12 protein-coding genes and 1 tRNA gene are annotated in these 12,653 nt (G+C 61.8%); 11 read left to right on the top strand and 2 right to left on the bottom strand.

Annotated features, from left to right (window positions below; translation table 11 throughout):
- Positions 1-2: 2 nt before the first annotated feature.
- Positions 3-383 (top strand): hypothetical protein, encoded by a 381-nt coding sequence (locus LPB73_RS12305; protein WP_068730752.1) that lies wholly within the window; start codon positions 3-5, stop codon positions 381-383.
- Here LPB73_RS12305 and LPB73_RS12310 read toward each other — a convergent pair.
- Positions 343-2,010 (bottom strand): beta-(1-6) glucans synthase, encoded by a 1,668-nt coding sequence (locus LPB73_RS12310; protein WP_231081142.1) that lies wholly within the window; start codon positions 2,008-2,010, stop codon positions 343-345. The genes LPB73_RS12305 and LPB73_RS12310 overlap by 41 nt on opposite strands.
- 202 nt (positions 2,011-2,212) lie before the next feature.
- Here LPB73_RS12310 and LPB73_RS12315 point away from each other — a divergent pair, with 202 nt between their 5' ends.
- The 8 genes from LPB73_RS12315 (at position 2,213) to LPB73_RS12350 (ending at position 10,315) form a co-directional block, all read left to right on the top strand.
- The gene (locus LPB73_RS12315; protein WP_089264404.1) at positions 2,213-2,788 is read left to right on the top strand and encodes a beta-1-3, beta-1-6-glucan biosynthesis protein; all 576 of its coding nucleotides are present in this window, start codon (positions 2,213-2,215) and stop codon (positions 2,786-2,788) included.
- A 200-nt stretch (positions 2,789-2,988) separates the two neighbouring features.
- Positions 2,989-5,658: a glycosyltransferase gene (locus tag LPB73_RS12320; RefSeq protein WP_231080733.1), complete on the top strand. Its 2,670-nt coding sequence runs from the start codon at positions 2,989-2,991 to the stop codon at positions 5,656-5,658.
- Positions 5,659-5,849: 191 nt separating this feature from the next.
- A tRNA-Lys gene (locus LPB73_RS12325) sits at positions 5,850-5,924 on the top strand.
- A 73-nt stretch (positions 5,925-5,997) separates the two neighbouring features.
- The gene (locus tag LPB73_RS12330) at positions 5,998-6,585 is read left to right on the top strand and encodes a formyltransferase family protein (RefSeq protein WP_231080734.1); all 588 of its coding nucleotides are present in this window, start codon (positions 5,998-6,000) and stop codon (positions 6,583-6,585) included.
- 190 nt (positions 6,586-6,775) lie between these two features.
- The gene (locus tag LPB73_RS12335) at positions 6,776-7,135 is read left to right on the top strand and encodes a hypothetical protein (RefSeq protein WP_068730757.1); all 360 of its coding nucleotides are present in this window, start codon (positions 6,776-6,778) and stop codon (positions 7,133-7,135) included.
- 22 nt (positions 7,136-7,157) lie between these two features.
- Positions 7,158-7,655 carry a hypothetical protein gene (locus LPB73_RS12340; protein ID WP_349768808.1) on the top strand — a complete coding sequence of 166 codons (498 nt, stop codon included), beginning with the start codon at positions 7,158-7,160 and terminating at the stop codon, positions 7,653-7,655.
- 221 nt (positions 7,656-7,876) lie between these two features.
- Positions 7,877-8,755 carry a DMT family transporter gene (locus LPB73_RS12345; protein ID WP_231080736.1) on the top strand — a complete coding sequence of 293 codons (879 nt, stop codon included), beginning with the start codon at positions 7,877-7,879 and terminating at the stop codon, positions 8,753-8,755.
- A 129-nt stretch (positions 8,756-8,884) separates the two neighbouring features.
- On the top strand, positions 8,885-10,315 hold the full coding sequence (locus LPB73_RS12350) for a caspase family protein (RefSeq protein ID WP_231080737.1): 1,431 nt from the start codon (positions 8,885-8,887) through the stop codon (positions 10,313-10,315).
- Positions 10,316-10,337: 22 nt separating this feature from the next.
- Here the strand turns inward: LPB73_RS12350 and LPB73_RS12355 are convergent, their stop codons facing one another.
- Positions 10,338-10,577: a BrnA antitoxin family protein gene (locus tag LPB73_RS12355; RefSeq protein ID WP_231080738.1), complete on the bottom strand. Its 240-nt coding sequence runs from the start codon at positions 10,575-10,577 to the stop codon at positions 10,338-10,340.
- Between the two features lie 344 nt (positions 10,578-10,921).
- Between LPB73_RS12355 and LPB73_RS12360 the strand changes: the two genes are divergently transcribed.
- A complete protein-coding gene (locus LPB73_RS12360) occupies positions 10,922-11,140 on the top strand; it encodes a hypothetical protein (RefSeq protein ID WP_231080739.1) in 219 nt (72 codons plus the stop codon).
- Between the two features lie 445 nt (positions 11,141-11,585).
- Positions 11,586-12,632 carry a UDP-3-O-(3-hydroxymyristoyl)glucosamine N-acyltransferase gene (gene lpxD / locus LPB73_RS12365; protein ID WP_231080740.1) on the top strand — a complete coding sequence of 349 codons (1,047 nt, stop codon included), beginning with the start codon at positions 11,586-11,588 and terminating at the stop codon, positions 12,630-12,632.
- Positions 12,633-12,653: the final 21 nt, after the last annotated feature.

Raw genomic sequence — 12,653 nt, forward strand, 5'->3', positions numbered from 1 at the left:
GCATGAAAAAAGATCCGTTCAAGCTCACCGCCCGTCAGGTGCAATGGCTTCTCATCGTCGGCTTCCTGTCCGTCGGCTACGCCATCTATCTGCGTTATCTGGCAATCGAATTGTCGACGACGGCGCTCGCCTGCGACGCCGGCCTGCAGAGCACCCTGTGCAAGAGCCGGCTGGTGATGACCTATCTGTTCAAGAATTCGGTGTTCGGCATCGCCGCGATCGTCATTGCGACGCTGAATCTGCTGCGGCCATCGATCGTGCTCATCACTGTCGCACTGATCGCAGCCGGTTTCGGGATCGTGCTCTATAACGTTGCCCTGTCGGGCATCGCGATCGGCCTGCTCATTCTGGGCTTTGCACGGCCCGCGCCTGCCACAGCGTGATGCCGAACAGCAGATAGATCGCGCAGGTCCACAGCGACTGCCAGTTATCCGGCCCTTCGTTGAAGCCGATATACAGGGCCGACAGCACGAGCACTCCGGCAAACACCGACTCGGCGATCGGCCGTACGCCTTCCTGCGGACGGTTGACAGCCATCAGTCCGGCGAACGGCACCACCGCCATGGTCAGCGCCGCGAACGGAAAGTCGCGGTAACGCGGATCGAACACGAAACCGAGCGCGGTCTCGGCGCCGATCAGCGCCGCCACAGCCAGGGTCAGCCCGAGCAGAACAGTCGACCACGAACGGGCCAGGAACCGGCTCGGTCCGACCAGTTGGAGGAAGGTCGGTAGCGAGCGGCCGGACATCGTCGCATAGGCGCAAAGCAGCGGCGACGCGACACCGGCGGCCAGCAGCGCGCTCCACTGGATCCAGCGGCCGACGCCATAGCTTTCATAGATCAGCTTGTCTGCAGCAACGCCCAGCAGGACGCCGGCCACCGTGGCCGATACTGCAACGGTCAGCCAGGCCGACAGACGCGGCGACCATGGCCGTCGACGAAGCGTCAACATGCCGGTCACGAAAACCAGGAAGCTCAGGCCCATGCCGAGCCCCATCTGCAGCTTCCACGACGGATAATTGGTGATCGGAACGCCCGGTGGATACTTCAATTCGCGCGGCTCATCGTAGATCAGGCCCCAATAGCCGCCGACTGTACCTTCAAGGTCGCGCTTCCACGGCTGGTCATAGGCTTCGATCAGATTGACACGGAACCCCTCGCGCTTGGCCAGATCGAGGATTTCGGACACGACCCGTGCCTGGTTGGTGCGCGACGGCAACGCGCCATCACGCATCCGCCCGGCACTCGGCCAACCTGTTTCGCCGATCAGGATTTCCTTGGATGGAAACGCCACGGCGAGACGCTTGCGGATCGAGTCCACATGGGCGGCGGCGCTCTTCGCGCGAATCGGGAAGTCCTCCCAATAGGGCAGGATGTGGATCGTGACGAAATCGACCGCGTCATAGATCTCGCGATTCTTCAGCCAGAACTCCCAGACATCGGCATAGGTCACGGGGATCTTGCCGACCTGCGCCTTCACCGACCGGATGTTGCCGACGAGATCGGCAGCCGTCATCTCGCCGCGCAACAGCACCTCGTTGCCGACGACCACACTGGTGATCACATTCGGAAAGCGCTTGGTGAGGTCCACGACGCCGGCGATCTGCGCCAGGTTCTTGAGCCGGTTGCTCCCGAGCCACACGCCCTGAATGACCTTCAGTCCGACCTTGCCGGCCAGTTCCGGCACCTGATCAAGGCCGTTATCGATCGAATAGGTCCGCACGCATTTGGTGATCTGCGCCAGCTGCGCCATGTCGGCGGCAATCTGGCTCGCCGGAATGATGGCGGTCGAGTTCAGCGGCGTTTGCTCGCCGCGGAACGGCGCATAGGAGACGCATTCCAGTTTGGCGGCGGGATCGATCGGCGCGCGCACCAGCGTGACCGGCGTGGCGAGCCACCACCAAACCGCTGCGATCGTACCAAGGGAAAGGATGAGAAGCGCCAGCGGCGTGCGGGTGGAAATTGGTTCCGTCCTCCAAAGTCGTCCGTCGATTAGCCGGTCATCGCCAATCTGCCAAGTGCATCATGCCGGCAATCACGGACTTGTCGGCCCGACCCGCCACGAAAATCAGACAAACTTCCGGCGTTGCTGGACAAAATCAAAAATGTCCGTCATGGGATTCAGCCGTGGTCGCCGCCGTATTGGGGGCCCATTTGAACGGCATCTGGCGAGGGCGTCAGAACTGCCTGGCAGCCAACTTATCGGGGACTTTATGCGTCGACTGGTGTTCGGGTTCCAATCTGCGGTTCTGCGTTGTCTCGCCGTTCCAGGCCTTGCTCTGCTGCTGGGTGTTGGCTGCGCGTTGGCCCAGAGCGGCCCAGTTCGCGCACAGGATCAGAAGCCTGCGGCAAATGCGCCCGTGACGCCTGCCGACGTTGCCCGTGAGAGCCAGAAGAAATCCGACGAATTTGTCGAGGCGACCCAGGCGATCAATGGTCCTGCCGGCAATCCCGAATGCGTCTGGCTTGGCCGCCGCGTCGTGGTGCTGATGTGGCGCGACGATCTCGACACCGCGTTCCGTCACCTCGATCTCTACGACCGATTCGGTTGCCCCGGCGGTCATGTGCAGGCGACGTTCCGCTGTCTGGTCAAATTCGGACCGCTAATTGATCCGAAAATCGCTGACAGTCTCAACAGCCGCGTCCATGGCTGCTGGATCAATCCGAATGCGCAGCCGCAGCCTGCCGCGCTGAGCCAGCCGGCAACACCTGCGCCTGCCGGTGGCGGCGCAGCGCCGGCAGCCGCTCCGCAGCCGGACGCCAAACCGCCTGCTGAAGCGCCGAAGTAATGTGGCGCGCTCTGTTCAGGCGGCATTCAGCTGGCGGCGCCTAATCGCATTTGAATAATGGTGCCGCCCTCAAAAGGCCACGGCAGCGTATGAGTTGTTAATTCGTGTGGCGGATATAGTCTCCGTTACCGTTGTACTGGTCGGACCTCGGGGACGGGTCCGCTTCCCGGCCACGCTCGCCCCGTTATGGTTCAGTTGCGATGCGCGCTGTCGTCGCCGTTTTATTGTTCGTGACCGCCGTTCATGCCGCCCTATGGGGCGTATTGCGCGAGAAGCAGGAAGCTCCCGATTTCAAGGGCATGATTCCCAGCCTCTCCTATGCGCCGTTCGAGGGCACGGCGCATCCCGACGTGGACAACATTCCGACCGTCGAGAAGATTCGCGCCGACCTCAAGAAGCTGTCGACCATCACCCGTGCCATCCGTCTGTATTCGTCGACCGGCGGTGTGGAAATGGTGCCCGCCATCGCCAACGAGTTCGGCCTCAAGGTCACCGTCGGCGCCTGGATCGACAAGAACGCGGATCGCAACGAGCGCGAAATTGCCTCCGCCGTTGAGCTGGCGAAGAAGAACCCGAACGTCATCGGCATCGTCGTCGGCAACGAAACGCTGTATCGCGATGAACTCAAGCTCGAGGACCTCGTCGAATATATCCGCCGGGTAAAGCGCCAGGTCACGGTTCCCGTCACGACCGGTGAAATCTGGAACATCTGGCGCGACAATCCGCAGCTCGCCTCGTCGGTGGACTTCATCGCGGCCCACATCCTGCCCTATTGGGAAAACTTCACCGACACCCAGGCCGTCGACCAGGCCGTTCATCTCTACGGCGTGCTGCGCGAGACCTTTCCCGGCAAGCGCATCGTGATCGCCGAATTCGGCTGGCCGAGCGAGGGCTATAATCTGCGCAGGGCCGTGCCCGGCCCGTTCAAGCAGGCCGTCGTGCTGCGCAACTTCGTGACCCGCGCCGAAGCGATCGGCATGGACTACAACATCGTCGAAGCCATCGATCAGCCCTGGAAATTCTTCGAAGGCGGCGTCGGCCCCTATTGGGGCGTTCTCAACGCCTCGCGTGAGCCGAAATTCCCATGGACCGGTCCGGTCGTGGATCCGGACCACTGGAAGAACGCCAGTATTGCGCTTCTCGTTGGCATCCTGCTGTCGCTGCCGATCCTGCAGATCGTTGGCGCGACAGCGATGCAGGCTCTCGTGCTCTCGACCGCAGCCAATGCCGTTGGCGCCTGGGCGGCAACCATCTTCGCCTATCAGCAGACCCACTATTTCGTCTGGGGATCGGCCTTCGCCCTCTCACTCGGCTGCATCCTGCTGATCCCGCTGCTCCTGATCGCGTTGGCGCGCATCGAGGAGATTGCGGCCATCGCCTTCGGCCGGAAGCCATTGCGGCTGCTGACAGCCGAACGCAGCGAAAAGCTACGTGCCGCTGCAGACGCCGAACAGAACTACCCGAAGGTGTCGATCCACATTCCGGCCTATCGGGAACAGCCGGACATGCTGAAGCTGACATTGGACGCGGTCGCCCGGCTCGACTATCCGAATTTCGAATGCGTGGTGATCATCAACAACACGCCGGATCCGGCCTATTGGCAGCCGATCCAGGATCATTGCCGCATGCTCGGCGAGCGTTTCATCTTCATCAATGCGGAGAAGGTCGAGGGCTTCAAGGCCGGCGCCCTGCGCATCGCCATGGACCGTACCGCGGCGGATGCCGAAGTGATCGGCATCATCGACGCCGACTATGTGGTGGAGCCGAATTGGCTGAAGGATCTCGTCCCAGCCTTCAACGATCCGCGTGTCGGCCTCGTGCAGGCGCCCCAGGACCACCGCGACGGCGACCGTTCACTGATGCACTACATCATGAACGGCGAATATGCCGGGTTCTTCGACATCGGCATGGTCCAGCGCAACGAGGCCAATGCGATCATCGTCCATGGCACCATGTGCCTGATCCGTCGCTCCGCGATGGACATGGCGGGCGGCTGGGCCGGCGACACCATCTGTGAGGACTCGGATCTCGGCCTCGCCATCATGCAGCATGGCTGGCTGACGCATTACACGAAGGAACGTTACGGCTACGGCGTGCTGCCGGACACCTATGAGGCGTTCAAGAAACAGCGTCATCGCTGGGCCTATGGCGGCTTCCAGATCATCAAGAAGCACTGGCGCCGTTTCATGCCGGGCGCGAGCCGCATGACCCAGGACCAGAAGCGCGAATTCGGTATGGGTTGGCTGAACTGGCTCGGCGCCGAAAGCCTCGGCGTCGTGGTGGCGATCCTCAACATCATCTGGGTGCCGATCATCGCCTTCGCCGATATCGCCATCCCCGACAAGATCCTGACGCTGCCGATCATCGCGTCATTCGTGGTGTCGCTGGCGCACTTCATCGTCTTGTACCGGCTGCGCGTGAAGATCGGCCTGTGGCAGATGCTGGGCGCGATGATCGCCGCCATGTCGGTGCAGTGGACAGTGTCGCGCGCCGTCGCCGATGGCCTAATCAAGGATCACCTGCCCTTCACCGTGACCTCCAAGGGCGGCAAGTCGACCATGTCGATCGAATTCCAGGCCTTCTGGGAAGCCGTGATCGGAGTGCTTCTGCTGATCAGCTGCGGCGTGCTGGTGTTCTCCAACAACTCCAAGCAGGTCACCGAGATCTACATCTTCGCCGGCGTGCTGGTGCTGCAGAGCCTGCCGTTCCTGTCGGCGGTGATGATTGCCATCCTGGAGAATTCGCGCGCCAACGACTTCCAGTGGTGGCGCAACACGACGGTTCGCACGGCCGAGCTGATCGGCCTTCGCCCGGTGGCGATGCCGCCGATCGACGTGTCCCGTCCCGAGGCCCAGCGCGAAGCAAGCTGAACCGCGCCAATGGGGCGCGGTTCATGTCCATAACATCAAGCCCTGCCCTTGACCCCGGCGGACCCGCCTTTTACACAGCCGGTCACGCGATACGCTGCATTGCGGGCGCCATCGCGGCCGTGGCTGATCGGCCTCACCGCGCCCCGCAAGGGTCGGTTTCCTCCGTTTAGCTTCGTCAATACGGCACTTTAGGGCGGGTAGCTCAGTGGTAGAGCATTCGACTTTTAATCGACTGGTCGAGGGTTCGATCCCCTCCCCGCCCACCATCGCCGCGATGAGCCACGCCGGAACTTCCGGTTTTCACACCATCCTCAGCCTCTGAACACCGGACAATCGAACATGCGGATTACCCTCGTCGGCTCCAAACACTTCGGCGTCACGACCCTCGATATGCTGAAGACCCACAACGTCGAGATCGCGTCCGTGGTGGTTGCAGATGCCGAGGACCGTCTCGCGGCAGCCGCCAAGGCTGCCGGCATCCCGGTGACAGTCCAGGCCAATCCGAAGCTCGTCGTGGCCTCCGAGATCGCCGAGGGCACCGAGCTGATCATTACGGCGCACAGCCACGCCCGCATCGGCAAGGATGCGCTCGCCGCAGCCAGCCTTGGCGGCATTGGCTACCATCCGTCACTGTTGCCCCGTCACCGTGGCATCGCTGCCGTGGAATGGACCATCAAGGAAGGCGATCCGATCGCCGGCGGCACCATCTATCACCTTGCCGATGTCATGGACGGTGGCGCCATCGCCGCGCAGGAATGGTGCTTCGTGAAAAAAGGCGAAACCGCTCGCGAACTTTGGGAGCGCGCGTTGGCGCCGCTGGGCCTCAAGCTGCTCGGCGAGGTCGTGGACTTCGCGGCTGTCCACAAGCGTTTGCCCGCAACCTACCAAGACGAGCAATTCGCGACCAATGCGCCAAAACTGGCCTAGAAGCCTCCAAAACTGGTTAAAAAGGCCCCGGAACCCGCCCGAATCAACCAAATCTGTCGATAAAGGGAACCAATTTGCCCGTCGCGGCTTGCATCCCGTGAGTTGTTTTGGGTCTATGCGGCAACGCAGCAAATTTTGGACACATTACCCCCCAATAAGGTGGCCATCACAACATCGAGGATTTGATTCAATGCGTTTTGACCGCATCCGTTCCGCCTTGTCCGTTTCGCTGATTGCCAGCGCAGCGTTGATTTCGGCTCCTTCGTTCGCAGCCGACAATGCCTATGACGGGCTCTGGAATGTGACCATCGTTACCAAGACCGGCAGCTGCGAGCCGACGGCTCGCTATCCGTTGACCGTCACCGAAGGCCGCATCACTGCGCCCGGCGCCGACGTCAACGGCAAGGTTGGCCGCGAAGGCACCGTGCGCGTATCGATCGGACCTGCTTTCGCCAACGGCCAGTTGTCCGGCAACACCGGATCGGGCAAGTGGAACGGCGCCTCGGGCGGCGTCCCCTGCAGCGGCCGGTGGGAAGCTTCGCGTCAGTAATCCCCAACCAGGAATGCTCCTCATGATGCCTACCTCGACCTCTCCGCGTTCGCTCGTTCGGACGGCGGTGCTCTGCGCCACGCTCGGTCTGACGTCTGCGTCGGCATATGCCCAGTCAGCGCCGTTCGCCGGTATGGCCGGAGTATGGTCGGGTAACGGGACGATCTCGCTCGAGGACGGCTCCAAGGAGCGCATTCGCTGCAAGGCGACCTATGCCGTGAGCGGCGACGGCGCGGGACTGAACCAGTCCCTGCTCTGCGCCAGCGACAGCTACAAGTTCGAACTGAAGAGCGACGTGAAGTCCAGAGGCGGCGAGCTGTCTGGCAGCTGGGCTGAGACGACCCGCGGCGTGACAGGGTCGCTCGAGGGTCGGGCAACCGCCGGCAAGTTCAATGTTGACGTTTCCTCGCCAGCCTTCAGCGCGAAGCTGATCCTGACGACGACCGGCAACAAGCAGCAAGTTTCGATCACTTCCGAAGGCCAGTTCAGGGGCGCCAGCATTTCGCTCAGCCGCAGCTGATCGTTCCGCACGCCTGGAATTCGAACCCCGGTTGTTTCAAACAGCCGGGGTTTTGTTTTGCCTGTATGTCCTCGGCCTGAGAGCGTCCGCACGATCTCTCGCAACGCAGCCCCACCGGATTCGTCCGTTGCAAAGCCCGGCGATGTCGCCGATAGAGCCTGTCCGTAAAGCTACACCGCTGCGTGAATCATTGCAGCGCAAGAAACTGGTTCTCAGGGATTATGGATCGCCCCCCGTCGAAGGCCCGCGCCGCGCTGTGGATGTCCGGCTGGCTGCTTCTGATGCTGTTCGTCGCCATCGGCGGTCGCGAGACGCTGCGCGAACTCAATGTCTTCCAGGTGATGGAGATCCGCTCCGTCTTCGGCTTCGTCATGCTGTTGCCGATCCTGTATTTCAACGGCGGCTTTCGCGCCATGAAGACCACACGGCCGCTGGCGCATGTGTCGCGCAACCTCGTGCATTACGGCGCGCAGCTCGGCTGGTTCTACGCACTCACGCTCATTCCCCTGAGCCAGCTCGTCTCGATCGAGTTCACCATGCCGATCTGGATCGCGATCATGGCGGCGTTCTTTCTCGGCGAGCGCATGACACTCTGGAAGATCGTGGCCATCGTGCTCGGCCTGATCGGCGTGATCGTCATCGTTCGCCCGACCACGGGCGTCGTCAATCCCGGCCAGCTGATCGCGCTGGCCGCCGCGTTTGGCTTCGGCATATCGATCACATTGATCAAGTCACTGACGCGCACGGACAGCGCGCTGAAGATCATCTTCTGGATGATCGTGGTGCAGTCGGTGGCCGGCGTTTTCCCCGCGCTATACTCCTGGCAGTGGCCATCGGCCTATGTCTGGGGCTGGCTTTTCGTGGTCGCCTTCTGCGGCACGTTTTCCCACTTCTGCATGGCGCGCGCGATGCTCTATGCCGATGCGACGGTGGTCGTGCCGATGGACTTTCTGCGCGTACCACTCAGTGCCACCATCGGATGGTTACTATACTCTGAACGGCTCGACATGTTCACACTGCTCGGCGCAGCTCTCATTCTCGCCGGCAACACGCTGAACCTGCTCAGTACCGATCGACCGCCGGTGCGTGCGGCGGCCTGACGCATCGGGTTCCCCTTTTTCGATTTTATTCTCCGAGTGCGTGTCTCGACATTTTGGCGCACGCCCGCAATTGGTACTTTTCCCAATGTGTCTAGGGTCGAATGACCGGATTCGTGGGGAGATCGTATCGTGCGCCATTTCGCTTTTGCCCTGTCTGCGCTGTCCATCCTGTTCAGCGCGGATGCAGCGCTCGCCGACAAGCGCGTCGCTTTCGTCGTTGGCAATGGCAGCTACAAGAATGTCGATCCGTTGCCGAACCCGCCGATCGACGCGAAGGCCATGGCGAGCGCGCTACGCAATGTCGGCTTCGACGTCATCGAAGGATCGAACCTGACGCGCGACGGCATGACGGAAAAGCTGCTCGACTTCGGCCGCAAGGCGCAGGGTGCCGATGTCGCGGTGTTCTTCTATGCCGGCCACGGTATCTCGGTGAACAACATCAACTACCTTTTGCCGATTGATGCCAATCTGAAGTCGGAGATGGACGTCAAGCTCGGCGCAGCGATCAATGTCGAGACCACCCTCGACCAGACCATGGGCGATGCCAAGGTGAAGCTGGTATTCCTCGATGCCTGCCGCGACAATCCGTTTGCCGCCAAGATCCGCTCCAGCGGATCTGCCACGCGCAGCGTCGCGGTGTCGTCCGGTCTTGCGGAGATGAAATCCGGCGAAGGCACGCTGATCGCATTCGCCACCAGCCCCGGCCAGACCGCCCTCGACGGCAAGAGCGGAAGCAACAGCCCGTTTACCCGCGCGCTGCTCAACAACATCACCACGCCCGGCGCCGAGATCCAGCAGGCGATGACGAAAGTGCGCGCACAGGTGCAGGACGAAACCAACAAAGGCCAGCTGCCCTGGGGCCACACCAATCTGATCGGCGCAGTCTATCTCAATCCGGACGTTCAGGCGCAGGTCGCCGTTGCCGCGGCCAGCCCCACCGCCACCATGCCCGCGGCCGCCACCGCCGGCTCCGATGTCGAGCTTGAGTTCTGGCGCTCGATCAAGGACTCCAACCGGCCTGAGGAACTGAACGCCTACATCTCCATGTACCCGAACGGCCAGTTCAAGCCGCTCGCCCTCGCCCGCATCGCCGCACTACAGGAAGCCGCCACCGCGCCCCGTACCGCTGCGCCCGGTGTGGACAAGGCCGTGTTTACCGAGGCAGCCAACCAGCTCACCGAGGACAAGATCGGCCTCGACAAGGTCAAGCGCCGCGACGTGCAGCGCCGTCTCAACGGCCTTGGCTTCGACACCCAGGCGACCGGCAGCTTCGATGCCGGGACCCGTGGCGTGATCACGCGCTGGCAGGCGGCACGCGGTTACCCGACGTCGGGCTATCTCAACAAGGTGCAGCATGCCGCACTGCTCACCGAGGTCGTCGCGCTGAAGGAGGAACCGGCACCCGCACCGAAGCCGGTGCGCCGCCAGGTACAACAGCAGACCTATGAGGAAGCGCCGGTGGTCAGGCGCCAGGCCGCGCCCGCGCCCGCCCCGGCCATCGATCCTGCCGGTCCCGGCCGGTTCATCGGCGGCGTCGTTGGCGGCTTCCTGAACCGCTAAGCCCGCTACCTGGAGCGGCAGCCTACTTGCCGGCTGCCTTGCGCAGCGCGTCGTTCATGCGGTCCTGCCAGCCCGGCCCGTCCTGCTGAAAATATTCCAGCACGTCCTGATCGATCCGCAGCGACACCAGTTCGCGCACGCCGGGAACGGCTGCCTTGGCGACCGGTGCCTCGACCGGCTTCGCGGTGGTCTTCTTGAACGCCGCCTCCGCCTCGGTGCGGGCATCCTGGAGCGTGCGCGGGCGTCGCGGGGGCTGTGCCATCTCGGTCAGATTCCTTCAAACGTTGCCGTCGAGAGATAGCGCCCGCTGAGCGGCTGCACAATCGCTTCCACGGTGTCGCCGAAGATGCGTCCGCACAAGGGCGCGATGTGGCGGCTACTCGCCTCTGCTGCACGACCGGCAATGTCAGCAAATTTTACAAATGTCATTCATCGTAACAGGCGCATTCTTCGTGACGCACGTGGCATCGCACAAAGGTGACCGCGCTGCGGCACAAACATGTGTTGACTTAAAAAACTTCAAAGCAACGCATTTGTGTTGCGACACGGTCAAACAAATCGGATTAGGATCGTGTCATGTCCGATGAGACGACGAAGGAGGTCACGATGTCAGCATCAGCTGAAGTCCGTACGACCAAAACGTCCCATCCCGCGCCGCGTGGCAGCGATCTTCCGACCTGCCCGGTTTGTGCGGACTCGATGATTGCTGCCGAGGCGTCGGCCTTTCTCACCGACGACGTCGTCAGCTATCTCTGGACCTGCGATACATGCGGCTATGGCTTTGTGACCAAGCATGCATTTCGCCGGACGGTCTGCAACAACTAGCGCTGTTCGCGTGGACCCCGCGTGAACTGATCTTGGATTGCTTCGCGATCCGAGGGAGACACCGATTGCGACTATCACATTCTCCGCGCCTCTCCTTACCCGTCCAGGTCTGCTTTCCACGCGAATGGCCCAACCAATACGCCCAGTAAGGCGAACGCTGCCAGCATCGCCCATGCGTCATTGATGCTCCCAACAAAGCAGCCGCTCGCGCCGAGGCTCAGCATATCGTCGTGACCGGCGTCCGCGTTGGCGCAGCATTGGCAAGCGTCAAGGCCAGCGATCCGCGCAAACGATTTCTGCACCGTCACGCGTGCACCAAGTAACGACCACGCCGCAGTCACACCTTCGCCATTTCTGATGTTCCCAAGCCGTGCTAACCAGCTGTCGGGTCTACAGCGGAGAAGCCGTCTCTCGGGTCGAGGGGATACCCGCACTGGAGTCGGTCATGACCGGTCAAATTCCCTTCTTCGTGCCTAAGCGCACGATTACCGCTAGTGAGGTCGCAGGCATCGCGGGCTTACTTTTTGTTACAAAAGATTTCCTCATTTCGGCTGGAGCAGCGCTAGAGACAGCGCGCCGCGGCGAGCTTAGCTATATGGACAATCACAAGTATCTTGAGGCCTTGAGGCAGACGAATGCGGGCGCTTGTCTCGTCTCCCCGCGCTTCAGCGCGTCCGTTCCAAAGGAAACCTACTCTTTTGTGACACCTCAGCCGTATTTGATTTACTCGAGAATCCTCGCCCTGCTCTATCCAGGGGCGGCTATCCCGGGGTCACTTTTCGAGACCGACGGCATTTCTCCGAACGCCACGATTCATGCTTCGGCCATCATCGATTGCGGGGCTACCATCGATCCCGGCGCAGTGATCGGTCCCCGGGCCAGGATCGGTGAACGTACTTATATCGGGTCAAACGTCGTGATCGGTCCAGACGTCACCATCGGGAGCCATAGCTCGGTCGGCGCCGGCGCTATCATTGCGCACGCAACTATCGGCAATCACGTCATTGTCCATCCAGGCGTATCGATCGGGCAGGACGGCTTCGGATTCGTGCCCGACAAAGGCGGACATATAAAAATTCTCCAGGTCGGAGGCGTCATTATTGAGGACTGCGTCGAAATAGGCGCAAACACGACCATCGATCGCGGGTCGACCCGTAACACGTTTATCGGCGAAGGGACGAAGCTCGATAACCTCGTACAGGTCGCCCACAACGTGACGATTGGCAGACACTGCCTCATCGCCGCGCAAGTCGGAATTGCCGGGTCCGCAACTCTCGGGAGTTTTGTTGCAATAGGCGGCCAGACTGGAATTGCTCCTCATCTGACAATCGGCGACGGCGCACAGATAGCCGGTGCGAGCGGCGTCACGCGCGACGTGCCCGCAGGAGAGCGGTGGGCAGGATTCCCGGCCCGGCCCAGCCGCAGGTTTTTCCGGCAATACAAGGCTATGGAAATGCTTGCGGCCGGTTACCGCGAGACAAACGATCGATGAACCTGACAGGTTGATGGACAG

The sequence above is a fragment of the Tardiphaga sp. 37S4 genome (assembly GCF_021044645.1).
In the GTDB taxonomy this organism is placed as follows: domain Bacteria; phylum Pseudomonadota; class Alphaproteobacteria; order Rhizobiales; family Xanthobacteraceae; genus Tardiphaga; species Tardiphaga robiniae.

Coding starts and splice junctions, on each gene's coding strand:
- LPB73_RS12305 (WP_068730752.1), top strand. CDS start 3: ATGAAAAAAGATCCGTTCAAGCTCACCGCCCGTCAGGTGCAATGGCTT.
- LPB73_RS12315 (WP_089264404.1), top strand. CDS start 2,213: ATGCGTCGACTGGTGTTCGGGTTCCAATCTGCGGTTCTGCGTTGTCTC.
- LPB73_RS12320 (WP_231080733.1), top strand. CDS start 2,989: ATGCGCGCTGTCGTCGCCGTTTTATTGTTCGTGACCGCCGTTCATGCC.
- LPB73_RS12330 (WP_231080734.1), top strand. CDS start 5,998: ATGCGGATTACCCTCGTCGGCTCCAAACACTTCGGCGTCACGACCCTC.
- LPB73_RS12335 (WP_068730757.1), top strand. CDS start 6,776: ATGCGTTTTGACCGCATCCGTTCCGCCTTGTCCGTTTCGCTGATTGCC.
- LPB73_RS12340 (WP_349768808.1), top strand. CDS start 7,158: ATGATGCCTACCTCGACCTCTCCGCGTTCGCTCGTTCGGACGGCGGTG.
- LPB73_RS12345 (WP_231080736.1), top strand. CDS start 7,877: ATGGATCGCCCCCCGTCGAAGGCCCGCGCCGCGCTGTGGATGTCCGGC.
- LPB73_RS12355 (WP_231080738.1), bottom strand. CDS start 10,577: ATGGCACAGCCCCCGCGACGCCCGCGCACGCTCCAGGATGCCCGCACC.
- LPB73_RS12360 (WP_231080739.1), top strand. CDS start 10,922: ATGTCAGCATCAGCTGAAGTCCGTACGACCAAAACGTCCCATCCCGCG.
- lpxD (WP_231080740.1), top strand. CDS start 11,586: ATGACCGGTCAAATTCCCTTCTTCGTGCCTAAGCGCACGATTACCGCT.